Source organism: Streptococcus pluranimalium, assembly GCF_002953735.1.
In the GTDB taxonomy this organism is placed as follows: domain Bacteria; phylum Bacillota; class Bacilli; order Lactobacillales; family Streptococcaceae; genus Streptococcus; species Streptococcus pluranimalium.
Window position 1 is genome coordinate 1,230,318 of record NZ_CP025536.1, and the last position, 23,879, is coordinate 1,254,196.

The following is a 23,879-nucleotide window of genomic DNA, read 5'->3' on the forward strand; positions in this document are numbered from 1 at the left end:
CTTTAGGGTTTAAGCAAGTTCAATCGTTTTTCCAACTGATTGAATGGGATAGACGGTTGTTGGGGTGTCAGAGTCAAGCTGGTTTGGAGTTTCACCATCAAATCTTTTTGAGATGAGACTCTACTGAAGGCAAAGGCAGCACCTGTATCATCTTTCTTCTCATCCTTAGAGAAAAGAATGGTATCTGCAAAGCCAAGCTCGACAGCCTTTTTCGCATTGAACCAAGTCTCACTGTCCATAAGGTGAGAGAGTCTAGTTCGTGAGAGACCTGTCCGCAACTCATAGGCATTGATGATGGACTCCTTGATTTCAGAGAGCATGGTAATGACCTTCTCCATATCACGAGCCTCACCTTGAGCAACTGTCCAGGGGTTATGGATCATCATCATGGCAACAGGACTCATAGACACTGTAGTGCCAGCCATCGCAATGACCGAAGCAGCACTTGCGGCCAAGCCATCAATGTAGACATGGACATCACTTGGATAATCCATCAGCATGTTATAGATTTGAGCTGCCGCAAAGACATCACCTCCTGGGGAATTAATCCAGAGGGTCAAGTCACCCTTTCCTGATAAAAGTTCACTCTTAAAGATTTGGGGTGTCACTTCATCCCCAAACCAAGTTTCATCCGCAATCTGCCCCTCAATCCGAAGGGTTCGACCTTGCGGTTCATCAGTAAAATTCCAAAATTTACGCATCATTTTCCTCCTCTGTTGGTGGTTCAAAAGGTGTCGTTTCCTGCTTCATAAAGCCTCCTGCATCTTTTAGTTTGGTCATGTTTCCGTTGATAAGATAGAGATTGCCACCCTCTTCTTCCGTCAAGAGGTTCAAATCCTCTAGCTCTCGGATATCATTGGTGGAAAGCCAACCATTCTGTCGGGCTATCGCATAGCCGTTCATCCGACTCTGGTAGTCCCCTCGTAGCAAACCGTCCACATTGAACTTGACAAAGAATCGCTTCTTCTCTTCGGGTAAAAAAAGAGACCGCTTGAGTGCCTGTTCAAAACGAACCACCCAAGGGTCTAGCGTATATTTGACAAATTCGAGGGACTGTTGCTCGATATTTGAAAAGGATGACTTCTCCAAATCCCCCACCATATGAGGAGGTACTCGGTAGAGACGAGCAATCTCATTGATTTGGAATTTTCGAGTCTGTAAGAACTGGGCCTCTTCAGGTGGAATTCCAATCTGAGTGTACTTCATCCCTTCTTCTAAAACAGCCACCTTGTGGGCATTTGACACCCCATTGTAGACTGCATTCCAAGAGTCACGGACCCGCTTGGGGTCTTTTAGGATACCTGGGTGTTCCAAGACACCGCCTGGATTGGCTCCATTCTTAAAGAAGGAGGCCCCATAGTTCTCAGTGGCTAGGGTCATCCCTATGGTATTCTTAGCAAGAGCAATCGGAGAATAGCCGACTAAGCCATCAAAACCAAGACCAGGGATATGAAGCACATCTTCTGCTTGAAGAACGACCTTCCCCCTATCCTTGAAGTTGGGATTTTCCTCTGTCTGTCGCTCATAGACATAAAACAGCTCCCCTTTATCATTTCGGTGGACCGTTATCTTATCAGGCAAAAGTGGGTAAAGGCTCATCACCTTCCCACTTCTTTCTCGGATAATTTGAACATAAGCATTGCCCCAAATCAGTAAATGGCTCATGAGTGTCTCCCGAAAGACAAAGGAGGTCATCTCTGGGTTTGGTTCGTCATGTAATAGAGCATAGAGCGGATGCTCTACAGCTCGTAGCTTACCTGTCTTTGTCCGCTCATAAACATGAAGGGGGAGAGAGGCAATGGCCTCAGCCAGTATCCTTACACAGGCATAGACTGCCGTCGTCTGCATGGCCTTGAACTCATCCACGTTCTCACCACTAGTTGTCCGACCAAAGAGGTAGGAAAAATCCTGCCCCTCATAAGCATTTTGCGGTTTGTCTCTCACACGTTTCAAACCGATCCATTCTAAAATTCCCATAGGTCCTCCTTTTCTACATGAGAAAAAGCACCTCCACTTGGAGATGCTTGGTTGATGTATTCATTTTCTTAAAGCGGCTGTAACGCTCCTTCTTCTAACAAGTGCCAGGTCTTGGTCGCTTCTTGGTAAAGGTAGATGTATTCCGCAAAGGTGTCGTTTGCAAGGGTGCTAAGGTCTCCGACAAATCGGTGGATTTGGGCTGTTCCCATCACTTCATCTTGTTCAATGTCTGAAAGGTTGGCTTCAAGTTGAATGATGTCGCCTTTTTCAATTAGTGCTCTCACTTGCTTTGGCGTTTTAAAGGCTGCCTTAAGCAACTCGCCTGTGTACTCTGGGTAGCCTTCGTAGGCTACCTCGATGGTCTTGGCGATTTTGGTTGTTGTTAAGATTCCGATGCGTGCTTTTGTGGCCATGTTCAAGTGCTCCTTTTGTTTTTGTAGTCACATATTACCGTAGAAGCAAACTATTATCAAGTCTATTTTCCGATACTATTCAACTATAATTTTGAGCATTTTGAATACAAAAACACCTCCAATTGGAGATGCCTCTTAATGATTTCTAATAAATTCTAGAACTTGCTCATAATCTAATTGACCATCTGCCAACCCTAGACCTAGCCAAACCAATTCATCATCTGTAACCTCGAGAACAATGCCATTTATTTCTAGAAAAACTAGCATAGCAAACACACCAATACGTTTATTTCCGTCAAGAAAGGCATGATTCTTTACAAGTGAATAACAAAGTCTTGCAGCTTTTTCCTCAAGGGTAGAATATTTTTCCACACCAAAGTAAGTAGAAAAAGCAGATGCTAATGAGGATGAAATAAGCCCCCGATCCTTAACACCATCTAATCCACCAGTGGCCCCAATCAGCTGAGAATGCAGCCTTATGATGTGATCATCTGTTAGTCGCTTCATTTAGCCAACTCCTTGAAAGCATCTAAATGCCGGGAGAGAATGGAATTAGCTACCGAATCTAAAGTATCATCAGAAATAGTCGATTCTTTATCTTGTTGCTCAAGGAGTGTTTGATAATCCACCAAGACATATTTTGGAACATTATTTTTTAGAATGACAGCTGTACCATTCGCATCTACTAATCGAGCGATTTTTGAGAAGTTCTGATTAGCCTCAGAAATGGAGACAAGATTTTCTAGATTGATTTGCATAGTAAACAACCTCCTTTTCTCCATTTTATCATTTTTTAGGATAAATTCAACCTAAAAACTCAAAATTCCTCTTTCATCATAGACTGAATTTCCTTGTCCTTGATGTCGGATACAGCGGTCAAGTCCCATGATAAGAGCAACAATGCCGTCAATCTTTTCAATCGACTTCTCCTTATCAGGCTTGATATTCCCTGCTGGGTCCTGTCGCATGACCACATTCTGTCCCATCCACTTGAGAACCGGGTGACCACCATGTTGGACTTTGCCTTCCATCATGAGCTTGAAGAGTTCTTTTGATGGGGGACTCATGTCCTTATAACCTTGCCCAAATGGAACAAGAGTCAATCCCATGCCTTCTAAGTTTTGTACCATTTGAGTCGCATTCCAGCGGTCATAAGCAATCTCTCTGATATGGTAAACGGTCGAGAGTTCCTCGATGAAGGCTTCAATGAAACCATAATGAACCACATTCCCTTCCGTCGTTTTGAGGTAACCTTGGTGTTCCCACACATCATAAAGAACATGGTCACGCCTACAACGCAACTGAAGGCTATCTTCAGGTAGCCAAAAATAGGGCAAGACAATGTAAGGTTCATCATCATGCCTTGGTGGAAAGACTAGGACAAAGGCGGTAATATCTGAGGTGCTGGATAAATCCAGACCCGCAAAACACTCTCGCCCCTTGAGGCTCTCCATATCAATGGGACTACTGCCCTTGTCATAGATATGTTCAGGTAACCAAGTCACCGTTGAGCTAACCCACATATTGAGTCGAAGCTGCTTAAAAACATTCTCTTCCGCAGGGTTTTCGAGGGCATTTTGGTAGGCTTCACGAACTCGATCCAAACCAATGGTGTGGCCAAGGGACGGATTGGCTTTAAGCCAGTTGGCTTCGTCATTCCAATCCTCTTCATCAGAAAGTCCATAAACTACTGGATAGAAACTGGTGTCTTTCTTTCGACCGTTTAAGATGTCCAGAGCCTTGGTATGGAGTTCATAACAAATGGAATTCTTATCGTTACCTGCGGTAGTGATGATAAAAAATAGAGGTTGTTCCCTGGCATCACCAGACCCCTTGGTCAGTACATCATAGAGATGACGATTGGGTTGGGCATGGATTTCATCAAAGACAAGTCCTGAAACGTTCAGACCATGCTTGGTTCCAGTCTCTGCAGAAAGCACCTGATAAAAGCCTGCATTGGTGTAATTGACAATCCTCTTTGTTGCCCCCATAACCTTTGAACGCTTATCAAGTGCCTTACTCATGAGAACCATCTGTTTAGCCACATCAAAGACGATAGAGGCTTGGTTTCGGTCACAGGCCGCCCCATACACTTCAGCACTGGCCTCATTATCCGCATAAAGAAGGTAAAGGGCAATGGCAGCTGCCAATTCACTTTTGCCATTCTTTTTGGGTATTTCCACATAAGCCGTCAGGAACTGACGATTCCCATCTTCCTTCACAATCCCAAAGATGTCTCGGACAATCTGTTCCTGCCAGGGGAGAAGAGTAAACTTCTTGCCTGCCCACTTCCCCTTGGTATGGCAGAGGTTCTGTATAAAGGTAACTGCCCTGTCTGCTTTCGCCTTATCATAGTGAGAGGTTTCAAGCATAAAGGGACTTGGTTGATAGTGATAGGTCATAGCCGCCCTCCTAACAAATCTTCCATCTCATCTCCTGTTCCCCCTCCTTCTCCAATGGAGGAAAGACGAGTCCTAGCAGACGGTGTCAAACCAAACTGTTCACAGAATTTAAGCATAATCTTGAGGTTGGTCTGACTGATGGAGACTTGAGGTACTTGTTGCAGGTAGCCATTGGGTGTTTTGATTATGGAACCATGCTTGGACAGAAACTCTTCCGCTTCTTTCCAGCGTGCATAAGCCTGACAGTAACCTGCAAAAGCAGTCATGTCCATTTCTGTTAATAGTCCCATCCCTTCCAAAATCTTGCCCATCCGCTTCCATTCCTTCTTGGCATCCTCTTCCAGCCACGGAGGGCAACGTGGAGCCTTAGAGGGCGGTCTGACTTCCCCTTGTGGCAGAGGGCGTTTGCCTGGATTCCCCTCTAAGAGTTTTAAGGGAGTTGGTTTTGGTTTGCGTCCTCTTTGTGCCACATGATCACCTCCTTCGGGACAAGAGAAAAGGCCTCCTTGTGAAGCCTCATACCTATTATTTAAGAAACTAGTGCTACTTGGTCTACACCATATAGGACATTAAGACTACTTCCATTGTCCCACTCTACAAGGAGCGACCCAATATCATCCACTCCCTTAACCGTACCCAATGTCCCAATCGGAGGGGCAAATGGGTCTTCCATCATGACTAAGCGAACCCGTGTACCTACTGGATACCGTTTCTTGATTTTATCTACATTTATCATTAAGCTCCTACCTTCTTAAACTGTGGTTCAATTTCAGTCCATAAACCTTCCGTATCATCGGAAATGTACCTTACTACCAATTCAGGAAGTCCTCCATCCTTGATGCCATTTTCAATATCTTCAAGCAAATCATTAATCTGCTCTAGGTTGTCCTGATTGATTGGGTCTAAGTTGAACTCACTTGTTTTTGACAAATGTTGCTTCATCACCATCAGGTGGATGTAACAGATATCAAGGATTTCATTCAGTTCATTTTTGGTCATTGGGTTCTCTCCTTTGGTTTTGTTAGACACATATTACCGTAGAAGTTCTCAAATATCCAGTCAATTTTCGCTATTATTTAAAAAAGATTTACTCATCCGCTGCATAGATTGAACCGCCTGCTCATAGGTGAGAATTGCATCGTCACGATTAACGGTGATGGCTGTATCTCCTGTTGCCTCCATGTAGCGGCGGACAATGACATCCACAAACTTCTCATCTAGTTCGATACCATAGCACACCCGACCTGTTTGGTCCGAGGCCAGAAGGGTTGATCCTGAACCCAGGAATGGATCTAGAACAAGCGTGCCTCGCATAGATGAGTTTTGGATTGGATAGGCCATAAGTTGAATAGGCTTCATGGTTGGGTGGTCTTTACTAGATTTTGGTCGGTCATACTCCCAAATGGTGGTCTGCTTTCTGTCAGAGAACCATTGGTGCTTACCCTTTTGTTTCCAACCAAAGAGGCAGGGTTCATGTTGCCACTGGTAAGGACTGCGTCCAAGTACAAGTGAGTTCTTCTTCCAGACACAACAACCACTCAGATAGAAACCTGCATCCTTGAAGGCCTTTCTGAAATTGAGGCCTTCTGTATCCGCATGGAAAACATAGATGGAGGCATCGGACTCCATGTGCTGCTCCACCTGAGTAAACATGGCTAGAAGAAACTGGTAAAAATCACTATCAGACATGTTGTCGTTGAGAATCTTACCTGCCGTCTCCTCGACATCCACATTGTAGGGGGGATCGGTGACGACTAGGTTAGCCTTCTTATCCCCAAGGAGAGCACTATATGTCTCTGCCTTGGTAGAGTCACCACAAATGACTCGATGTTTCCCTAAGTGCCAGACGTCTCCCAGTTTTGCGACCGTTGGTTTCTTCAGCTCCTCCTCCACATCAAAGTCATCTTCCTTTAGGTCCTTGTCATGGATATTGGATAAGATGTCATCAATCTCTGGAGCTTCAAAACCAGTCAAGTCAAGATTGAAATCCGACTCCTGCAAATCCAAAAGCAAATCCGCAAGGAGTTGGTCATCCCACTGACCTGTGATTTTATTGAGGGCAATGTTCAGAGCCTTCTCATCTTCCTTTGGCAGGTCGACAATAACACACTTGGCTGTTTCATACTTGAGGTCTTTAAGGACTGTCAGTCTCTGATGACCACCAATGACAGTCAAATCTTTGTTTACAATGATGGGGTCCACATAGCCGAACTTCAATAAGGACTGTTTGATTTTCTCGTATTCCTTATCGCCCTTCTTCAGCTTTTTCCGTGGATTATAGCCTGCTGGCTGGAGGCTAGTTAGAGGGAGTTCTTTAATCTCCATATTTGGTTGGTTACTCATTGGTTTTCTCCTTAATAAAATCTTGATTGAATGTAACAAGAGTGGCTACAAAATTTTCTTCCTGGATTGGCATAAGCTAAAAAAGACCCGTCACATTTTTGGCAAGTCAATTCATGGTAAGCTATCCTTGTTTTATCATGGTCATCTTTGTGGACTTCCCACCACACTTTACGACACCTGTCTGAACAAAACTTTTTAGGGCGACCAGTAGGTTTGTGAACCAAAACCTGATGACAAGTTTTGCAATATGACCCGCCACCTTCATTAAGGTTCTCTTTTACTAGCTCCCCCAGACCTTTTAATTCAGGATTTCGACCACAATATTTTTTTACTGCATCACGACTGAGGTTCACGGTGCGTGCAATAGCTCCATAACCCATACCTTTATGCCGTAGCTGCCATATCTGTCGTCGCTGGCTTTCGTTCATTCGTTTACCTCCGAAATAAAAAAAGGCCTAAAATAGACCTATTTCTCATCATTTTTCTCGTATTTTTAGGCGTTTCTAAAACCATAAAACGAAACAGCCCCACCTCAAAAACATGATAAAGCTATAGCTGGAAACGCCAAAAACATCTCGTTCGGTGTCCCCTCCTCCTTAATTTGCGAAAATGCACGTTTGAGGGGGCCACGGTCTTTTGGGACAAGGGGTTTAGAGATTTTATCCCCCCTACCCCCACAGAACCAAAAGCAATACAAAGGAATGAAAGTCCTCTCTAAATGTAGGACCCTCTATCAATTTGGTTGCATTTGTTTAACTTTTGTGGTACATTAAAAGAAAACGGAGGAATATCCTATGGCAAAAACAGCAAACATTAATCTACGTATTGAACCCGCAACTAAATCCCAAGCTGAAGCTCTCTTTAATAGTTTTGGTATTTCAGTAACAGATGCTATCAACATCTTTCTAAACACGTCCATCATGGAAGGTGGATTTCCTTTTCAAATTAAACAACCTCGCTATAACCAAGAGACAGAAGCTGCTATTAAAGAGGCTCGTCAGATCATGGCAGGAACCACCAAGGCTGAGCGTTACAATAGTGTTTCCGAGCTCTTTTCATCTCTTGATGAGGAGTAGGCATGTTAACCTTAGTAACCACCAATCAGTTTAAAAAAGACCTCAAACGTATCAAGAAACGTGGTCTTGCATTGAGCAAATTAGAAGCTGTCCTTGACTGTCTTCTTAAGGAGCAAACGCTAGACCCAAAGCACCGTGATCACGCCTTAGTTGGAAACTACATCGGTTTTCGTGAATGTCACATTGAACCTGACTGGCTTTTAGTTTACGCCATTGATAAGGGTCAGTTAATTCTTACCGCATCACGGACAGGTTCTCACTCGGATTTATTTTAGTCACCTATCGGTGGCTTTTTTTTTAGAATCGATAGCCGTACTCAATATCTCTATCAACGGTTTGTGTCTTTCTATCATGACATGACTTACATAAGGGTTGCCAATTGGATTGGTCCCAGAAGAGATCTTGGTCACCTCGGTGGGGAACGATATGATCCACCACAGTTGCTTTGACCAGTTTCCTCTGCTCCTGACAATGACGACAGAGTGGATTGACTTTGAGAAAACGTAGTCGAGCTGTCCGCCATTGACTGGTGTATCCTTTTTCCTTAGTGCTCCTCGTATCAAGCTGAACCAAGGGTCTGTGCTCCTCGCAATACTTGTTTCCATAGCTGACTAACTTTGGGCAACGGTTATGTTTACAAGGGGTGCTAGGTCTTTGGGGCATGTGATACTCCTTCCACAAGAAAAGCCCTACCCTTCGGTAAGGCTCCTTGTTATTTCTTGCTGTCTTGTCCTGCCTTGTAGGCTTCTTCAAGGGCTGCCTTCAAGGTCCAAACCGATACATCTAGGAAATCCTCGTTGTCGCTGTTTCTTGTTTCCAAATCGGAGCGTCCGAAGTTCTTAAAGATGATTCCGAATAAGTCTTTTTCCATTTGGGTTTTCATGTGGTTGTTCTCCTTTTGTTTTGGTAAGTGTATATTACCGTAGGTGCCAACATATATCCAGTCTTATTTGCGAGATAGTCAAAGTTTTTTTACAGTTCCCAAGGAAGGTTTTTCTTCCCGAAATGCCCATAGGTTGCGGTCTTTCGATAGTCGACATCAAGAAGCTTCAACTCCTTAATGATTCCTTGTGGCGTCAAGTCATAGCGTAGTTCAATCATTTTAACTAGACTATCATCTGAATAAGAACTTGTTCCAAAGGTATCCACCGCAATGGACATAGGCTTCTTCAACCCAATCGCATAGGCTAGTTGAACCTCGCAACGTTTGGCATAACCTTCACGGACAATGTCCTTGGCAATCTTCCGTGCCATGTAGCTAGCTGAGCGGTCAACCTTGCTTGGGTCTTTCCCAGAGAAAGCTCCACCGCCATGACGACAGAAACCTCCGTAGGTATCCGCAATGATTTTACGACCTGTAACACCTGCATCCGCATAAGAACCACCAAGAACAAAGCGACCTGTTGGGTTAATCAACACCTTGAAATCAGTATTCTGTTTGTAGTGTTTAGCAACCTTAACCATCACCTCTTTGACAATAGCTTTGACTTGCTTTCGAGTTGTGAAATTCGGATGTTGGATTGAGACCAAGAAAGTCTTGATTCGTTTTCGCTCGTAATCATAGGTGACTTGAGCCTTGGCATCAAATAAAAGCAAAGGATGATTAAGTGATTTTAACTCTTCCAACACCCGAGTCGCAAGAACAAAAGGCAAGGGTAAATATTCAGGGGTTTCATCTGTCGCATAACCAAACATGAGACCTTGGTCTCCTGCACCACCAGTATCAACACCTTGTGCAATGTCTCGGCTTTGAAGCCCAATGAGGTTCGTGACACAAACATCCGTCATGCCAAGCGGCTTAACCACTTCAAGAACCAGAGCTTCCACATCAAAGATTGCGGAAGTCGTTACCTCACCTGCAACCACAACATGGTGATCCTTGATGAGGGTTTCTACCGCCACTCGACTGTGTTTATCTTGAGCCAAACAAGCTGTGACAATGGCATCTGAGATTTGGTCGCAGATTTTATCTGGGTGTCCATGCGACACCTGTTCACTAGTTACTAACATAGCTTCCTCCATGCAAAAAGCCCAACCCTTACAAGAGGGTCAGGCTCGTTTCTATATTTTTTGACATCATAAGTATACCACCTATAAAATGAAAAGTCAGTACAAACTTAGTTCAAAGTTGGTTCAAACCCAGTCTAAACCTAGTACAAAGGTAGTACAAACTTAGTCCAAATTTCTGGTTTTTACTTGACAAAATAAAAAAAGTCCAACCAAATTGTTGGACTATAATCGTTTTGATTAAAAAATATTTGACAACATGTGTTCGAAATATGGTAACGTTGAAAAACCGTAACGACGTTGATAATCTCTGTGATGCAGCCTATTTTGACCACTATGATGATTTATATAATTCTGTATATAATCAATCACCTTTTGTGCAATCTCATCAATATTTTGAACTGTCTCTCGATATTCATCTTGATCCACTAAAGGAGCCGGTTCATCTTCGAGATAGTCTAAATTTTGAACAACTACTAGTTTGGAGAAATCTAAACCGGACCTGCTTTGCTGCGACCTAGCAGATTGGCTAAACAGATGAGCACTCTGATGGGAGATATTAGACCTATAAGGAATACAGATAAAAACACCTGCACTTATCTCAAACACAAAACAACTATAAGGTCTGTCATACTTTCTCAAAATTTCAGGAAACTGGCTACGTGTATAGTCAAGATAAAACTGTGGACTCAGCCGATACAGTTGAAAATCAAAATCACTCATTTTTTACCCTTAAACAAGACAAGAGAGCTAGTTAGCTCTCTTGATTTATTGACATCGCTCGGTCAATTTTTATTTTACCGACGAGTCAGAACCGTCACTCGTCTCATCACTCGGTCAATTTTTATTTTACCGACGAGTCAGAACCGTCACTCGTCTCATCGTGCGATGGCAGATTGATTATCTACACCTTAATTATACACTAGGAAGACTACAAAATCAATAAAAAGCACCATTTTTTTTATTGATTTCACAAAGAAATATCAGTTCAGTTATCCTCTTCTCTAAACAAAATGAAAGGCAACTCTGAAAGTTGCCTATTCATCTAGTCGGTTTATTTTGGTGTCTGCCACCCGCCTGGCCCTTGTATCCAGGATTGATATCGGATTTAGTTTTGGTGTCCGCCACCCGCTTGGCCCTTGTGTCCAAGATTAATATCAGATTGACCATGAGCCGACTGCTCATCTATGTCTCCATTATACACTATCTTCATAAGGGATTCAACTTAAGATTGTTATCACAAACCAAGCTGTACTTTTAATGCCTGGTCAATCTTATTCAACCAGTTCTTATCCCATACGCAAGCAATCTTTTCTTCCAACAACCCTTTATCAATGGTGCTCACTTGCTCGGCTAAAACAAGGCTAGACCGTTTGAGTCCTTTAATAACACCTTGTGGTAAAAACACATGAGTGGGTAACTCCTTCTTCTTTTTAACCTGACTGGTCAAAGGAATAACTGTCACCAGATGAGAATGGAGATTGGCCAGGTCATTGCTGACGATTAAGGCTGGTCGTCTCCCTTGCTGATAATGGCTACCTTCCAAATTACTAAAGTTCACATAATAGATATCGCCTCTTCTACACATAAATCCTCCTAACTCAATAAATAGTCTTCCAGTTGCTTCTGCTTCAGTTGATAGATAATGTCTAACTCTCTAATAGCTTTCTTCTTCCAATAGCTGATACTGGATCGGCTGATATGACAGATTTCGACCACATCATCCCAAGTTTTAGACTCAATCACAAGTGCTGTCACAAACTCTGATAATTCCTCTGGCAGCTGCTTAACTGCTGTCTCAAAGAAAGCCATGTCCTGGATCAGTTTTAAGTATCTATCAGACAAAAACTGATAGAGTTCTCGATTGGCTGCCGCAGTCTTTTCCCTGAAGGATAAGGCAATGGTCTCTGTTCGGTCATAACGTTTAGTCATGGTTACCTTTGGCTCATCACTTTGCCCACCAAAGACCATGGTCTCAATCATCTCTTCTTCTGTGATACCGACAAAGTTTTCCAACTGATGACGCAATAATCTCACTTCCTTTTGCATAACCTCATAGTTCATAAACAAGCGTTCTGCTTCTGACATCTTATCCTCCTTTCAAAGACACCCTGACTGCCTCAATGATGTGGTCTTGAGTGATCGTTTTTGTTTTTAAGCGTTTCATGACCTCCTCATCAATCGTTCCCTTAGTGATGAGGTGATGAATGATCACTGTTTCTTTTTGACCCTGTCTCCAGAGCCTAGCATTTAATTGTTGGTAAAGTTCCAAGGACCAGGTCAAGCCAAACCAACAGATAGTGGAACCTCCAGCTTGAAGGTTAAGGCCATGTCCAGAACTAGCTGGATGAATAAGACCAATACTAATCTTCCCATTATTCCAATCCGTAATCGCCTGACTAGAGGAAATAGTTCTAGCTTCTTTAAATCTCTCCTTGAGGCGCTTTAAATCATGTTTGAACCAGTAAGCTACAAGAAGAGGCTTACCCTGCATGGCTTCCACCATTTCTTCCAAGATCTCCAGTTTCTTATCATGAAAGGGAAGAACAGCTCCTTCCTCTCCATAGACCGAACCATTAGCCAGCTGCAAAAGTTTATTAGATAGGCTAGCACTATTGATGGCATCAATGACTTGGTCTTTTAGTGACACGACCAATTCTTGTTTGAAGGTCTGGTAGAGTTCTTTTTCTTTAAGATTCATCTCGACCAGTACCTCATGGTCAATTCGTTCTGGCATTTGGAGGTAATCGAGAGCCTTCATCGAAATCGTCATATCAGAAATGCGGTCATAGATGGCATCTTCTGCTCCCTCTTTGGGTTTGTAAGAAAAGACTACTTGCCCATTACGCTTATCTGGTAAAAAATACTGGTCTCGAAACCCTGTGATAAATCGTCCCAACCGCTTACCACCATCTAAGATACCAATCTCAGAAAAGAGGTCCATGAGGTTACCAGGTGTTCCTGTCAATCCCACCATCCGTTTGGTGCTGGCCTGTACACGTCGTAAGGCTTTAAAGCGTTTGGATTGATAAGACTTAAAACTAGAAAGCTCATCAATAATCACCATGTCAAAGTCAAAGAGCTTATTGTCAATCAACCAAACCACATTCTCTCGATTGAGAGTATAAAGAAAGGCAGGTTTCCTGAGTGCAGCTCTGCGTTCTTTGTCTGAACCGACTACCACTGATAGGGTTAGTCCTGATAAGTGTTCCCACTTCTTTAACTCTTCCTGCCAGGTGTGTTCTGCCACTCGAAGAGGTGCAATGATAAGAACCCGTCTGACCTCGAAAGAATCTAAAATTAAATCCCAAAGAGCCGTCAAGGTAATCACCGTTTTCCCAAGTCCCATCTCAAGCATGAGACAAGCAGTTGAGTGACTCTTGATGAATTCTGTCGCATAGGTTTGGTAATCATGTGGTTTGTAGGTCATCCAATACTCCTTCAATTTTTTCTAAGCTATCTAAAACATAAACCTTAAAGCCCAAGTTCTTCAACTGCTCTAATCTTCTAACCTGTAAAGGTCGAGGCACTTTTCCAGGAGCCTTCACTTCCACAAATCCCAGCCTACCTTGAGGCAAAAGTACCAGCCTGTCTGGGATGCCAACCCAAGAGGGTGACGTCAACTTCAGAGCCAAGCCACCTCGACATTTAACGGCTTTGACCAATGCCTCTTCCACAACTTTTTCTCGCATCTTCTCACCTCACATCATCAGTTGCCTATGGCGGTTGCCAAAGGGGTTGAAATCCTATACGCGCGTACAGGTGTCCGATAACCCCTTTTTCTTATCATTACCATTACTCTATTAGAAGAATAGGCAACTAAGGAAACCAAGGACTTAGAAAACCATATCAGACAAAGGACTTTGATGGTTGCCAACAAGGTTGCCTAACGGTTTTATTGGCTACCTTGGGAAACCTCTTTCCCTTAAAAACAAGAGCACTTAGTTGCCTACTGGCAACCTGACAAACGCTCGCTGTGTCCCATAGAGGGCAAACTTCATCTTGCCTGTCGCATTTCCTGTGTACTTGGTCCAACCGCCAATTTTATTCAAAATCCCTTCAATTTCATAGGAGTCAATCTTTTTCAAATTCTGGCGTTCCTTGCCAAAGCACTCGCACCAGATTTCCATAATGCAGACCCGCTCCCTAGTGACTGTCCCTTGACTGCTCTTGCCAAACTCGCCTCCAGACATAAAGGTTCGACGCTCATAGAGGTCCATCTGAGACCAATTATCTGGTAATAGTGTATTGAGGTAATCAGCTACAATACCCTCTCTATCATCGGATTCCATAGCCGCCTGTTGCTCCTGCACCGCTTCTTTGGCCACGCTACCTGTGAGATATAGGGCTTCACCTTCCTGATAGTAGGTCTTGGCCTCTGCCCACAACTGGTCGATATCTGACATCTGCCACGGTTTCTTTTTGCTATCCTTGGTCACCTGTACTGGCCAAAAGCGACGGTTACCTGTCACATCTCGCAAGAATCCACCTTCAGAGTTGGTCGATCCTACTATCACACAGGTTCTTGGGTGACTTTCCACGTTGACCCCATAGGCTTGGCGGAACTTGTCATCCTGCCTGGTCACAAAGGACTTAACCGTCTCCACATCGGTCTTTTTAATCCCGGTCATCTCAGAGATTTCTAAAATCCAGTAACCTTGGAGCTTCTCTGCAGCTGTCTTATCCCTCATATCAGAGATAGCTAGAGAATCCGAAAACCAGCTACCGCCAAGCTTCAAAAAGAAGGTGGACTTTCCTAGCCCTTGCGGACCGTTCAATACCAAGATAGAATCAAACTTGATGCCTGGTTCATAGATGCGAGCAATAGCTGCGACCATAGTCTTTCTCATAACTGCTCGTGTGTAGGGAGTGTCCTTAGCCCCCATGTAATCAATGAGCAGGTGCTCAATCCGCTCAACGCCATCCCAGACCAAAGGTTCTAGGTATTCCTTGATTGGATGGTAGGTTCGCTCTGCGGTCACCACCGCAAGGAGAGCATCCTTGAACTTAGTTGGTGACCAGATGCCATAAACCCGCTCAAAATAGAGCTTGGCATTGGCAAGGTCAGAGTCGTTCCAACCGCCCTTGACCTGCTTCCAAGGCAAGGATCCTTTGACATCGATGATGTGCTTGAACTCGTTGTAGACGATGTTCTGGAGGTTAGGGTCATAGCGAATAATGGTTGCGATATTGGAGAGGGTGTCTTTGACCTTTCCTGTCTTGTCCAACTCCAGCTGAGCCTGCCAGTTAGGGTCATCTTGAAACTCCAAACTCGCTTGCTCGAGACGCTCTTTGGCAAGTAGCTCTTTGGTAAGGTCGTCTTTTAACACCAAGTCCTGCATGGCCTTAAACGAGGGCTGCTTACTGGTGTCCTTTTGTCCCTCATCGTCTCGATCCCCAAAGAGGTGGAGTCGCACCAAGTCAAAGCTGGACAATAGCCTCCCTCCGTAAGGGTCAGTGGCATGATGACTATAGGCAAACTTATCCTCATAGATGACAACACCACCACTGGTGGTCGCATGGACGTAGTCGTAACGCCCAGGATAGCTAGAGGGTTGATAGATATCAGAGAGGTAAGTTGCGATGGCAGCCGTGATGGGATAGGCTCGGTTAAAAGCTCCAATCAATCCTGTCTTTTCTAGAGGGTCAGCTTGTCGCTTAATGGCCCGCTCCATCAGCTTGGTCTGGCGACTGGAAACTGGCCAAGACTTGGTGTCCTTCCAGTTGGTATAGCGAGAGAGCACCTGGTCTGGATTAAGGAGCTCTCCAGCCAATTTGTGAAAAACAAATTCTCCATCCTGTGATGTCGATGGCCAGTACATAAGCCGACTTGGCTCATAGGTTGTATCGTCAAAGAGCTCAATGCCAATATCCTCGGCAACTTTTCGACTAACCGCTTGGTATTCCTCGGCACTCACTTCCCTTGATAGGGGAATGATGAGTCGTAAACGAGGTTTTTGCGGACTGTGCTTATGGGTAGAATAGAGGTAAGCCTTGTTGTCAAATAAGAGCTCCAACTCATCCACAATCCCTACCGTCGCAAAGTCCATATCAAGGGTAAGAGCAGAGCGACTAATCACCGCATCCTTCTTGCGTCTGCCGTCCTTGAGTCTGCCCAAGACAAAGCCTCCGACATCCTTGATGTCATCTTGCTTGGACTTTGGCAAGGACGCATACTCCGCTACGGTTTCTGCCGTGCGAATGGTCGTCGCAATCCGAGCTTCGAATTGCTCAAAGCTGTAGGTTGTTTGCGTCCAAACCTTATCTGTTCGTTTGTTTCCCAATGAAATATGTAACGCCATTTCTTCTCCTTAATCTTTCTGGTAAAAATCACAGGCATAGCCATCTGCTCGCAATGGCAATCCTTCTGCCCATTTTGGTTTCGTCGCAAGGAGGTCACAGACCTTTTGAACATCAACTGTTTCTGTCGGTACTTCAACCACCGCTTCGTCATGAACATGCAAGACAATTGAAAAGCCTGCTTGAGCCAAAACCAACATGCCGTGTGCCAAGAGGTCACGAGCAATGGCCTGGACAATGTTTTCCACTAACTTTGGACCATAGGTATCAATCCGTGTCCATTTCTTATTGTCGCCAATGCCCTCGTAGGTCATACCTAGTTTCCTAAAGGCGTTCAGTTCTAACCTAGGCTTCACATAAGACAACCGTCGCCCCGATGGTAGGGTGATAAAGAATATCCCTGCCTCATAAGAGAAGGTCAAGCCATAGAGGTGCTGGATCTGCTTGGTCTTTAAGACCTCTTTGGCAGCCTGGTCAATGGCCCACCAAAAGGCCACAATGTGTGGATTAGCTTGTCGCCATTGCGTGACTAGCGGTTGGAGCTCATCCTCCTCCATACCCATATCAAGTGCTCCCATAGCGGTGAGTGCACCAACTGAACCACCATAACCGAGTGCCAGCTCCGCAATCTTTCCTTTCTGTCTCAAGTGGCTATTGAGGCCGTGCTTTTCAACGGGTATGCCGAACATAGCACTGGCAGAAGCACAGTAGATATCACCACCTTCTTCAAACACCTGTAGCCGCCAGTCCTCACCTGATAACCAGGCAAGAACTCTAGCTTCAATGGCCGCATAGTCCGCAACCACAAACTGGTGACCTTCTTTGGGAATAAAGGCTGTTCGAATCAACTCAGAGAGAACATTGGGAACATTCTCATAGAGAATATCTAGGGTTTCAAAGGCTCCTTCTTTGACCAAGGTTCTCGCCAGATCTAGGTCCGCTAATTTGTTCTGAGGGAGGTTTTGAACCTGGACCAAGCGACCAGCCCAGCGGCCTGTACGGTTAGCCCCATAAAACTGCAAGAGACCATGAACTCGTCCTGCATGGGTGACGCAGCGTTCAATCGCCTGGTATTTTTTGACGGAGGTCTTTGATAATAAGAGGCGAAGTTTTAACATCTCAAGCACCTCACCATCCTCCTCCTTCATCTGCGTTTGAATGGATTTCTTATTGAGTGAGTCCATAAAGACGCCTCTTATTTCTAGCCACTCTTTAACCTGTGCAACTGAGTTGGGATTCTCAAGACCTGATAATTCATAGGCTCTAGTCGTCACTTGGTCTTTATAAGCCAAGTCACAGGCAATGGCTTGATTAACTAATGCTAGATCCACCCGAACCCCTCTATCATTGATGGTTTGATCCAGGGCATAGTAAGCCTGTTCTAATTGAGAAAGGGGGAACCGAGAAAGTTTCTCTCGTATGTCTCGCTCTGCCTCCACATCACGCTGGCAATAAGCTTTAAAATCCTGCCATAAGTCTGGTAAATGATGAGGGTGATTGCGTTCTCTCATGCCATTTGCCTTCGTCGGCCGACAAGGCACACAGAAGGTGCGAATAAGGTCCTTGCCTTCTTCTAACTTCTGGTGACTGATATTGAGTGTCCGTCCCACCAAGGCAAGGGTCTGAGGCAAAGCAAGGGATGCGGCTTGAACTGCGGTACATTGCCAAGATGAGGGAGAATAGGATTCCTGAAACCACTTAGACAAGCAAACTCGCTCAAAATTAGCGTTGAAAGCTGACTTAATGACCGCCTCATCCCCTAACATCTCCCGAATAGGAATTGGCAGTTCCTCACCACAAGCAATATCCACGACTGTCACAGGCCCATCATCAATCGCATAAGCTACAAGCAATACTTCAAATTGAGGGCTATCCACATAGCGGTAAACACCAGACTTAAGCAAGTCCACATCGGAATAGGTTTCAATGTCTAAAGACAAGACGGTCATAAGGCCTCCTTTTTAAGTAAGTGGGGACAAAGCCCCCTCGCCATTAGGCTAGAAAATCATCATCGGATAAGGTTGAAAACTCATCCTCCGCTCGCATACGACCACCAAGAGCATCACCATCACGGAGTTTTTGAACATTACCAAGCCCTGCCGCAACGCCTCGATTACCGTTTGAGTTAAAGCCATAGAAGGTCACAGATACTCGACCATAACAACCTGAATAGACTTCCGTCTGGTCAAGAATCGGTTGAACCTGGCTATCGACCACCTGCGGTTTTTGTTTAGAGTTGCAGTTGATGAAATAGCTATTCTGGTAAGCTTCATCATCTGGTCGGTCAATGTCCCCATCACGAAGAGGGAGTTTGAGGTTGGCTGGAATCTTCCCACCAAATTTTGAAATGGCTTCTTGTTTAGCCACTTCAATGGCCTGCTTAATTTTATTGAGGGTCGCTGTATCACTCTTTGGAATAATCAGAGAGACTGAATACTTGGGTTCAGACCCATTGATGGATTGTGGCTCCCAAATGTTCACATACGAGAGACGACCTGCAATAATCACTTTTGTTTCTTTTGACATCTTAATTTCCTCCAAAATCTTCTGTAGCACTTGAGAGTGCTTGACGTTTATCTGTATCAGGGACAAGGCTGACCTTGCCCTTTGGTTTGGTCACAAGGTGACCGAATACCCGGTTAAATTCTTTCTTGCCGAGACGCTTTTCCAATTCCGTTAAAGACACAAGGGACTGGGAATAGATATCCGTAACTCCTTCTTTTTCCGCAGCTTCAATAACTGCTTTGTCATCACTAAACTTACGGTTACTCCTGCCCTGAACCAACTTAAAGCCTAACCAGTTCTTTCCTGACTCTAGAGCCACCTTGGTCGCATAATCCTTGACCTCCGTGGCCCATTTTGCCAAATCATCCACATGAGGTAGGATGGCTTCAATCTCTGCATCCGTTAATAAATAGGGCGAGGCCAACTGGTACTGATGCAAATTTTGATGCCAGTCATGACGAGCACGTAGCACAGCATTACAAGGGGAGAATTGACACCAGGGACCATAGGTGATTTCCCCTTCTCCCTTAAAAGCCAACTCTGCTTGTGGCTTCACCACCTCTTCTGCCCACTCCAATAACTCCTGTCGAGTCATTATATTGGTGGAGACATTACCTTTACGAGGCTGAAAGATGGTCATCTTTATCTCCGAAATATCATAGAGGGCATCAAAGAGCTCCAAAGCTCCAAGGGCATAGAGTCGCATCTGGGAATTGTTCTCACTATCAACCAGAACACCTTTGCCATACTTAAAGTCAATGACATGGAGACTCTTGTCGGCCACGATAATGACATCTGCCGTCCCAAACCCTTCTGGAACATAGTTGGAGAAATCAACCCGTTGTTCGATAATAAAGATGGGGTCAGAGGTAACTTGTTTAGCCTGGGTCATCTCATCACTGATATAGGCCACATAATCATCCGTATGCATATCCATATCGGGATCAATATCCCCTTCAGGTAGCTGACTATCCTCTCCCAGAGCTAAACGTAGTTTATGTTCCGCAAGCGCATGAGCCAATGTTCCTTCCTGAGCTGCAGGGCTAGTCGGATGCTCAAAGAACTCCTCCAAGCGAGCTATCGGTGGTACAGTCAACCAGCGGTGGCTAGATGATGCTGATAAGAGGGCGTGTTGTTTATCTGTCATACTAGAGTCCTTTCGCATCATCAAGGAGGCTAGGGTATTGATTCACCTCAACTTCTGAGAGCTTGTTCGCCCCATACCGCTGCAAGAGTTCCCTAACCTTTTCAGTTTTACCGGCCTGCGATTTCTCGGCTAGAACCTTTCTGATGTCCTCAATCGCAACGGTAACAGTTGGCTCTTCTACTACTTGTTTTGTTTCTTTGGGTTCAGTAGCTTCAACAGATTCTGGAGTGACATGTTCCACTCCCTGACACAAGTCTTCTAAACTGTCTGCCAGATTTCTTAAGTGACCAATGACTAGGCTCAATTGTTTCATATTTCCCATAGGTAGCCCTCCTTATCCAAATACCTTGTCCCAAAATGAAGACTCTTTTTCCCGCAAGCGGCTGTGTCCATCTTCAGCATAAACCACATTATGACCACTACAATGAAGGGCAAAGTTCCGCTCTACCCGATCATCAATGTCCATGGTTCTCGGATTAATGGCTTGCCCATTCTCATGAAAGAGGCGAAAAGGAATGCCATATTCTTTTGCGGCTGTGATTTCGTAGTTCATGCCTTTAGAGATGACTGGACCAAAAACCCAAATTTCATCACACCGCTTTAGGACTTCACGACTCATGGTCAGTCCTTTGATGCGGTCATCAGGGTTATTATCATCTAGGAACTGGGGAAACAGAAGATGGGAGGCGAGAGGTGTAAATCCTTGCTTGGTCGCCTGGCGACAATAGCCTCTTGCCTTCTTCTCGTTTTCAGTAACTCGCCCTCGATAAGGCGAACAAATAAAGACTGTTTTCATTGATTGGTTATCCGTTCTAAAAATTTTTGGAGTTACTAGTGATGGCCATCTCCAACTCACAAGACTAGTATATAGCCAAATCCAAAACCCAAAACGGACATGTTGGTGTCCCCTTGTAATTGCCTATAACATCCTGGGTTCCCACTCTTTTACTGATATACACAGCTCTAAAAACACAAAAAAACGGACACGAGCATGTCCGTTTTACTAGATGGTAACACCAACTTTTTCTAAAAATTCCTTGACTTGGCCTACTGATTGACTGTGTAAGGTATGTAGTACCAGCTGATAGCGACGATGGGTAATGTTTCCAGGATCTAATTTCCACTTAGACTTCTCTAGTAAGTGCATGGAGATACTGGGCGGTAGATTCAGATAGACGCAGATAAGAATAAACAACTCCAAACTACCATCCCCTTTGAAGAGGCGACTAATCTGCTTCTCTGAGAAATAGAGTTCTTCTCCGATTTCCTTATAGGTCACCTGCCTCCATTTTTTGACAACCTGCATGGACGCTTCAAAATCATTAGAGAGCTTGTTATAAATCGCATCTTCCTCTTCCAACTGTTTAAGGAGAGCCTGTTCCTGCTTTTCCTTAGTCGAGTTTTCATAGCCATTGTGATAGACCAACTCAAAGGAGATATTGCTAAACTGGGAACGGTTCAAGACAAAATCTTGATAAGAGATTTCCTTCTGTTCACCGCCTAAACGATGATACTCAAAGAGCAGAGCACACTCATCCAAGTGGTACCGGGCATAGTCTGTCAGAACTAAATCCCCGCTCAGATCCTTGGTCACAAATCGAGGTAGGTTCATAACTAGGTGAGACTCAATGTAAACATAGAGGCCTGACCGTAACACCTTAGCAAATGACTCGTCCTCCTCCATCAACCTCTCCAGCTCCGCAAGAGAAATCGAAAAGGTCTGATTGTTCTTCAGCTCCATGTCCCCAATGGTATAAGGTGGGAGATATCCGCCATCAACGAATTCCAAAACACCTCTTGCCTCTTTAAAACCTAACTCGACCAGACGAATTTTTGCAGACTGGCGAGATACTTGAAAAAAGTCTGCTAAATCAGAAATTGTTTCCTGGAGCATGAGCAAATAAGGTCCGTTAGCCTCGACAAACCGCTCATTCAAAAGGGATTGAGCTTTCTTCAGAAACATCTCTTTGGGCATTAAGATTCGTGGAGTGACAGCTTTAGCCTGTCTCTCTAGCCAAAGCGTCGCACTTGACTCATCACCATAGACCTCTTCAGCAGAATCCAATAATTTCTTTAAGGAAAAATAATGACGATGCTTGTACCAATGGAAGCATTCGTGAATAATCGTATTGTTCAATCGGCCCGTATTACCATGATTGGTATCATACAAGACCGTTCCTTCAGCAATAACTCCCCCATCTACCTCTTCATCTTTTACCTTATCAAAATAAGTTCTACCTAAGATTTGGTCACAGCTATCAAAACGATACGGCTTAGCATCTAGTTTCAAGCGTAATGCCACGTCAAAAGCATTTATTGGCATAGGCTGGTCAAGAGCTTCTGGATAAACTTCTCGAAGGAATATCTCAGCCTCATTATCATAACGAGCGGACGAAATATAAGGGATCAAATCTTTCCTCAAAGAATTCGTTTCATCATAATTATCTTTTATCCCTGCTCTAGCGTCTACAAAAAGTAATTCATAGCTACCAGAGTTCTGAAATGATAAATAGTAGTCAAGGGTGATCTCTGAAGACACTTGACACCAATCATCATAGCCATCAAATCCAAAACATCCTTCTGAGTCTACTTGTAAACTAATATGGAGCAAAATTAAATTTGAAGTCTTTAACCGTGGGTGAACCGAAATGACACCTGCACTCTGGTAAATAATATCATGGACTTTATTTAATCCTGGGGTAGAGGTCACTGAAAAAAGGGACTTATCCTCCCCCATTAGACGTTTAATATCACCAATAACCTCTTTTGAACAATGGTCTATAATAAACTTTTCAATCGGCATGACAAACCTGCCTTTCTTTTCTCTTGATTCTAATTATAGCCTATGGTATAATTTTGTCAAGTTATAATTTGACAAGGAGGAGAGACCATGTTCTCACCAATAAAACTCAAAGAACATCGACAAGAAAAAAATCTTTCCCAGACTGCTATTGCAAATGAACTAGGTATTACCAGGTCAGCTCTGTCTTCATGGGAAACTGGGAAAGCTGTACCAAATAAAAAACACTTAGAGAAACTTGCTCATCTCTTGGAAATTGATATTCAAGAATTATATGAGGAACATCCTCACCTCGCTCTTTATAAACAGCTAAACAAGACCAATAAAAGGAAGGTCGATGAACTCACTTATGACCTTCTTATGAAACAAAAAGTTGTACCACTCTTCTCTGTTCAAGTGCTTGACAATGTTGCTCTATCAGCTGGTCATGGTAATGATTTTTGGGATGAATACGAGACAAAAGAAGTCTTCACAGATAAAGAGTACCTCTACGATGTGGCGACATGGATTGATGGACACTCTATGGAACCTGTCTACCAAGATGGGGAAGTTGCCCTCATACGTGAAGGAGGATTTGACTACAATGGTGCAGTCTACGCCATTGCCTGGAATGACGAGGTATACATCAAGAAAGTATATCTTGAAGAAAATGGTTATCGCCTCGTTTCCATCAATGACTCATATCCAGATAAGTTTGCGCCAGCCGAGGATAATCCAAGAATTGTTGGAAAAATTATTGGCCACTTCATGCCCATTGTAGGAGGTTAAATATGACCAGCAAGATTGAAGAAATGATTTACATTAAGGGGGACCGAATTTTCATCACCCCGTTTCTAAAAGAGTATGACGTGACAGACCATGTCACAACCCTGCTCCAAGAGTTACAAAAACTCAAAGAGAGGTGATGGC

30 protein-coding genes are annotated in these 23,879 nt (G+C 44.1%); 4 read left to right on the top strand and 26 right to left on the bottom strand.

Annotation, left to right across the window (positions count from 1 at the left end; all coding sequences use genetic code 11):
- Positions 1-2: 2 nt before the first annotated feature.
- From C0J00_RS06285 to C0J00_RS06335, 11 genes are all read right to left on the bottom strand, one after another.
- Complete coding sequence (locus C0J00_RS06285) at positions 3-701, bottom strand: head maturation protease, ClpP-related (protein WP_104968068.1); 699 nt, start codon at positions 699-701, stop codon at positions 3-5.
- Positions 694-1,977, bottom strand: coding sequence for a phage portal protein (locus C0J00_RS06290; RefSeq protein WP_104968069.1), 1,284 nt, complete (start codon positions 1,975-1,977; stop codon positions 694-696). Before C0J00_RS06290 ends, C0J00_RS06285 begins: the two co-directional genes overlap by 8 nt.
- 68 nt (positions 1,978-2,045) lie before the next feature.
- On the bottom strand, positions 2,046-2,390 hold the full coding sequence (locus tag C0J00_RS06295; RefSeq protein ID WP_104968070.1) for a hypothetical protein: 345 nt from the start codon (positions 2,388-2,390) through the stop codon (positions 2,046-2,048).
- Positions 2,391-2,525: 135 nt separating this feature from the next.
- On the bottom strand, positions 2,526-2,897 hold the full coding sequence (locus C0J00_RS06300; protein ID WP_104968071.1) for a type II toxin-antitoxin system death-on-curing family toxin: 372 nt from the start codon (positions 2,895-2,897) through the stop codon (positions 2,526-2,528).
- Positions 2,894-3,148, bottom strand: coding sequence for a type II toxin-antitoxin system Phd/YefM family antitoxin (locus C0J00_RS06305; protein ID WP_104968072.1), 255 nt, complete (start codon positions 3,146-3,148; stop codon positions 2,894-2,896). The genes C0J00_RS06300 and C0J00_RS06305 overlap by 4 nt, the downstream gene beginning before the upstream one ends.
- A 51-nt stretch (positions 3,149-3,199) precedes the next feature.
- Positions 3,200-4,792 carry a terminase large subunit gene (locus C0J00_RS06310; protein ID WP_104968073.1) on the bottom strand — a complete coding sequence of 531 codons (1,593 nt, stop codon included), beginning with the start codon at positions 4,790-4,792 and terminating at the stop codon, positions 3,200-3,202.
- Positions 4,789-5,262, bottom strand: a complete 474-nt coding sequence (locus C0J00_RS06315; protein WP_104968074.1) for a phage terminase small subunit P27 family — start codon at positions 5,260-5,262, stop codon at positions 4,789-4,791. Before C0J00_RS06315 ends, C0J00_RS06310 begins: the two co-directional genes overlap by 4 nt.
- Before the next feature lie 59 nt (positions 5,263-5,321).
- Positions 5,322-5,528, bottom strand: a complete 207-nt coding sequence (locus C0J00_RS06320; RefSeq protein WP_104968075.1) for a DUF4314 domain-containing protein — start codon at positions 5,526-5,528, stop codon at positions 5,322-5,324.
- Positions 5,528-5,791: a hypothetical protein gene (locus C0J00_RS06325; protein ID WP_104968076.1), complete on the bottom strand. Its 264-nt coding sequence runs from the start codon at positions 5,789-5,791 to the stop codon at positions 5,528-5,530. The genes C0J00_RS06320 and C0J00_RS06325 overlap by 1 nt, the downstream gene beginning before the upstream one ends.
- A 60-nt stretch (positions 5,792-5,851) precedes the next feature.
- Positions 5,852-7,135, bottom strand: a complete 1,284-nt coding sequence (locus tag C0J00_RS06330; RefSeq protein ID WP_104968077.1) for a site-specific DNA-methyltransferase — start codon at positions 7,133-7,135, stop codon at positions 5,852-5,854.
- Positions 7,136-7,146: 11 nt separating this feature from the next.
- The gene (locus C0J00_RS06335) at positions 7,147-7,563 is read right to left on the bottom strand and encodes a hypothetical protein (protein ID WP_104968078.1); all 417 of its coding nucleotides are present in this window, start codon (positions 7,561-7,563) and stop codon (positions 7,147-7,149) included.
- 366 nt (positions 7,564-7,929) lie between these two features.
- Here C0J00_RS06335 and C0J00_RS06340 point away from each other — a divergent pair, with 366 nt between their 5' ends.
- Positions 7,930-8,211, top strand: a complete 282-nt coding sequence (locus tag C0J00_RS06340; protein ID WP_104968079.1) for a type II toxin-antitoxin system RelB/DinJ family antitoxin — start codon at positions 7,930-7,932, stop codon at positions 8,209-8,211.
- A gap of 2 nt (positions 8,212-8,213) precedes the next feature.
- A complete protein-coding gene (locus tag C0J00_RS06345; protein WP_104968080.1) occupies positions 8,214-8,486 on the top strand; it encodes a type II toxin-antitoxin system RelE/ParE family toxin in 273 nt (90 codons plus the stop codon).
- Between the two features lie 22 nt (positions 8,487-8,508).
- On the opposite strand, the gene C0J00_RS06350 is transcribed toward C0J00_RS06345, so the two are convergent.
- From C0J00_RS06350 to C0J00_RS06415, 15 genes are all read right to left on the bottom strand, one after another.
- Positions 8,509-8,874 carry an HNH endonuclease gene (locus C0J00_RS06350; protein WP_104968081.1) on the bottom strand — a complete coding sequence of 122 codons (366 nt, stop codon included), beginning with the start codon at positions 8,872-8,874 and terminating at the stop codon, positions 8,509-8,511.
- Positions 8,875-8,923: 49 nt separating this feature from the next.
- Positions 8,924-9,094, bottom strand: coding sequence for a DUF6900 domain-containing protein (locus C0J00_RS10490; RefSeq protein ID WP_177216649.1), 171 nt, complete (start codon positions 9,092-9,094; stop codon positions 8,924-8,926).
- An 89-nt stretch (positions 9,095-9,183) separates the two neighbouring features.
- Entirely contained in the window at positions 9,184-10,221 is a 1,038-nt protein-coding gene (metK, locus tag C0J00_RS06355; RefSeq protein ID WP_104968082.1) for a methionine adenosyltransferase, read from the bottom strand.
- A gap of 237 nt (positions 10,222-10,458) precedes the next feature.
- Positions 10,459-10,941, bottom strand: coding sequence for a type III toxin-antitoxin system TenpIN family toxin (gene tenpIN, locus C0J00_RS06360; protein WP_104968083.1), 483 nt, complete (start codon positions 10,939-10,941; stop codon positions 10,459-10,461).
- A gap of 514 nt (positions 10,942-11,455) precedes the next feature.
- On the bottom strand, positions 11,456-11,806 hold the full coding sequence (locus tag C0J00_RS06365) for a type II toxin-antitoxin system PemK/MazF family toxin (protein WP_104968084.1): 351 nt from the start codon (positions 11,804-11,806) through the stop codon (positions 11,456-11,458).
- A gap of 8 nt (positions 11,807-11,814) precedes the next feature.
- On the bottom strand, positions 11,815-12,306 hold the full coding sequence (locus C0J00_RS06370) for a hypothetical protein (protein WP_104968085.1): 492 nt from the start codon (positions 12,304-12,306) through the stop codon (positions 11,815-11,817).
- A 1-nt stretch (position 12,307) separates the two neighbouring features.
- Positions 12,308-13,648, bottom strand: a complete 1,341-nt coding sequence (locus tag C0J00_RS06375; RefSeq protein ID WP_104968086.1) for an SNF2-related protein — start codon at positions 13,646-13,648, stop codon at positions 12,308-12,310.
- Positions 13,629-13,910 carry a VRR-NUC domain-containing protein gene (locus tag C0J00_RS06380; RefSeq protein ID WP_104968087.1) on the bottom strand — a complete coding sequence of 94 codons (282 nt, stop codon included), beginning with the start codon at positions 13,908-13,910 and terminating at the stop codon, positions 13,629-13,631. The genes C0J00_RS06375 and C0J00_RS06380 overlap by 20 nt, the downstream gene beginning before the upstream one ends.
- Before the next feature lie 249 nt (positions 13,911-14,159).
- Positions 14,160-16,520 (bottom strand): virulence-associated E family protein, encoded by a 2,361-nt coding sequence (locus tag C0J00_RS06385; RefSeq protein WP_199773957.1) that lies wholly within the window; start codon positions 16,518-16,520, stop codon positions 14,160-14,162.
- 9 nt (positions 16,521-16,529) lie between these two features.
- Positions 16,530-18,467: a DNA polymerase gene (locus C0J00_RS06390; RefSeq protein WP_104968088.1), complete on the bottom strand. Its 1,938-nt coding sequence runs from the start codon at positions 18,465-18,467 to the stop codon at positions 16,530-16,532.
- A gap of 43 nt (positions 18,468-18,510) precedes the next feature.
- The gene (locus C0J00_RS06395; RefSeq protein ID WP_104968089.1) at positions 18,511-19,044 is read right to left on the bottom strand and encodes a DUF2815 family protein; all 534 of its coding nucleotides are present in this window, start codon (positions 19,042-19,044) and stop codon (positions 18,511-18,513) included.
- 1 nt (position 19,045) lies between these two features.
- The gene (locus C0J00_RS06400; protein ID WP_104968090.1) at positions 19,046-20,188 is read right to left on the bottom strand and encodes a DUF2800 domain-containing protein; all 1,143 of its coding nucleotides are present in this window, start codon (positions 20,186-20,188) and stop codon (positions 19,046-19,048) included.
- Positions 20,172-20,492 (bottom strand): rRNA biogenesis protein rrp5, encoded by a 321-nt coding sequence (locus tag C0J00_RS06405; RefSeq protein WP_104968091.1) that lies wholly within the window; start codon positions 20,490-20,492, stop codon positions 20,172-20,174. Before C0J00_RS06405 ends, C0J00_RS06400 begins: the two co-directional genes overlap by 17 nt.
- 12 nt (positions 20,493-20,504) lie before the next feature.
- Positions 20,505-21,026, bottom strand: a complete 522-nt coding sequence (locus C0J00_RS06410) for a DUF7768 domain-containing protein (RefSeq protein ID WP_233995829.1) — start codon at positions 21,024-21,026, stop codon at positions 20,505-20,507.
- A gap of 147 nt (positions 21,027-21,173) precedes the next feature.
- Positions 21,174-22,973 carry an ImmA/IrrE family metallo-endopeptidase gene (locus tag C0J00_RS06415; RefSeq protein WP_104968093.1) on the bottom strand — a complete coding sequence of 600 codons (1,800 nt, stop codon included), beginning with the start codon at positions 22,971-22,973 and terminating at the stop codon, positions 21,174-21,176.
- An 87-nt stretch (positions 22,974-23,060) separates the two neighbouring features.
- Between C0J00_RS06415 and C0J00_RS06420 the strand changes: the two genes are divergently transcribed.
- Complete coding sequence (locus tag C0J00_RS06420) at positions 23,061-23,738, top strand: XRE family transcriptional regulator (RefSeq protein ID WP_104968094.1); 678 nt, start codon at positions 23,061-23,063, stop codon at positions 23,736-23,738.
- Positions 23,739-23,740: 2 nt separating this feature from the next.
- On the top strand, positions 23,741-23,875 hold the full coding sequence (locus tag C0J00_RS10630) for a hypothetical protein (RefSeq protein WP_265575271.1): 135 nt from the start codon (positions 23,741-23,743) through the stop codon (positions 23,873-23,875).
- Positions 23,876-23,879: the final 4 nt, after the last annotated feature.

Coding starts and splice junctions, on each gene's coding strand:
- C0J00_RS06285 (WP_104968068.1), bottom strand. CDS start 701: ATGCGTAAATTTTGGAATTTTACTGATGAACCGCAAGGTCGAACCCTT.
- C0J00_RS06290 (WP_104968069.1), bottom strand. CDS start 1,977: ATGGGAATTTTAGAATGGATCGGTTTGAAACGTGTGAGAGACAAACCG.
- C0J00_RS06295 (WP_104968070.1), bottom strand. CDS start 2,390: ATGGCCACAAAAGCACGCATCGGAATCTTAACAACAACCAAAATCGCC.
- C0J00_RS06300 (WP_104968071.1), bottom strand. CDS start 2,897: ATGAAGCGACTAACAGATGATCACATCATAAGGCTGCATTCTCAGCTG.
- C0J00_RS06305 (WP_104968072.1), bottom strand. CDS start 3,148: ATGCAAATCAATCTAGAAAATCTTGTCTCCATTTCTGAGGCTAATCAG.
- C0J00_RS06310 (WP_104968073.1), bottom strand. CDS start 4,792: ATGACCTATCACTATCAACCAAGTCCCTTTATGCTTGAAACCTCTCAC.
- C0J00_RS06320 (WP_104968075.1), bottom strand. CDS start 5,528: ATGATAAATGTAGATAAAATCAAGAAACGGTATCCAGTAGGTACACGG.
- C0J00_RS06325 (WP_104968076.1), bottom strand. CDS start 5,791: ATGACCAAAAATGAACTGAATGAAATCCTTGATATCTGTTACATCCAC.
- C0J00_RS06330 (WP_104968077.1), bottom strand. CDS start 7,135: ATGAGTAACCAACCAAATATGGAGATTAAAGAACTCCCTCTAACTAGC.
- C0J00_RS06335 (WP_104968078.1), bottom strand. CDS start 7,563: ATGAACGAAAGCCAGCGACGACAGATATGGCAGCTACGGCATAAAGGT.
- C0J00_RS06340 (WP_104968079.1), top strand. CDS start 7,930: ATGGCAAAAACAGCAAACATTAATCTACGTATTGAACCCGCAACTAAA.
- C0J00_RS06345 (WP_104968080.1), top strand. CDS start 8,214: ATGTTAACCTTAGTAACCACCAATCAGTTTAAAAAAGACCTCAAACGT.
- C0J00_RS06350 (WP_104968081.1), bottom strand. CDS start 8,874: ATGCCCCAAAGACCTAGCACCCCTTGTAAACATAACCGTTGCCCAAAG.
- C0J00_RS10490 (WP_177216649.1), bottom strand. CDS start 9,094: ATGAAAACCCAAATGGAAAAAGACTTATTCGGAATCATCTTTAAGAAC.
- metK (WP_104968082.1), bottom strand. CDS start 10,221: ATGTTAGTAACTAGTGAACAGGTGTCGCATGGACACCCAGATAAAATC.
- tenpIN (WP_104968083.1), bottom strand. CDS start 10,941: ATGAGTGATTTTGATTTTCAACTGTATCGGCTGAGTCCACAGTTTTAT.
- C0J00_RS06365 (WP_104968084.1), bottom strand. CDS start 11,806: ATGTGTAGAAGAGGCGATATCTATTATGTGAACTTTAGTAATTTGGAA.
- C0J00_RS06370 (WP_104968085.1), bottom strand. CDS start 12,306: ATGTCAGAAGCAGAACGCTTGTTTATGAACTATGAGGTTATGCAAAAG.
- C0J00_RS06375 (WP_104968086.1), bottom strand. CDS start 13,648: ATGACCTACAAACCACATGATTACCAAACCTATGCGACAGAATTCATC.
- C0J00_RS06380 (WP_104968087.1), bottom strand. CDS start 13,910: ATGCGAGAAAAAGTTGTGGAAGAGGCATTGGTCAAAGCCGTTAAATGT.
- C0J00_RS06385 (WP_199773957.1), bottom strand. CDS start 16,520: ATGGCGTTACATATTTCATTGGGAAACAAACGAACAGATAAGGTTTGG.
- C0J00_RS06390 (WP_104968088.1), bottom strand. CDS start 18,467: ATGACCGTCTTGTCTTTAGACATTGAAACCTATTCCGATGTGGACTTG.
- C0J00_RS06395 (WP_104968089.1), bottom strand. CDS start 19,044: ATGTCAAAAGAAACAAAAGTGATTATTGCAGGTCGTCTCTCGTATGTG.
- C0J00_RS06400 (WP_104968090.1), bottom strand. CDS start 20,188: ATGCGAAAGGACTCTAGTATGACAGATAAACAACACGCCCTCTTATCA.
- C0J00_RS06405 (WP_104968091.1), bottom strand. CDS start 20,492: ATGGGAAATATGAAACAATTGAGCCTAGTCATTGGTCACTTAAGAAAT.
- C0J00_RS06415 (WP_104968093.1), bottom strand. CDS start 22,973: ATGCCGATTGAAAAGTTTATTATAGACCATTGTTCAAAAGAGGTTATT.
- C0J00_RS06420 (WP_104968094.1), top strand. CDS start 23,061: ATGTTCTCACCAATAAAACTCAAAGAACATCGACAAGAAAAAAATCTT.
- C0J00_RS10630 (WP_265575271.1), top strand. CDS start 23,741: ATGACCAGCAAGATTGAAGAAATGATTTACATTAAGGGGGACCGAATT.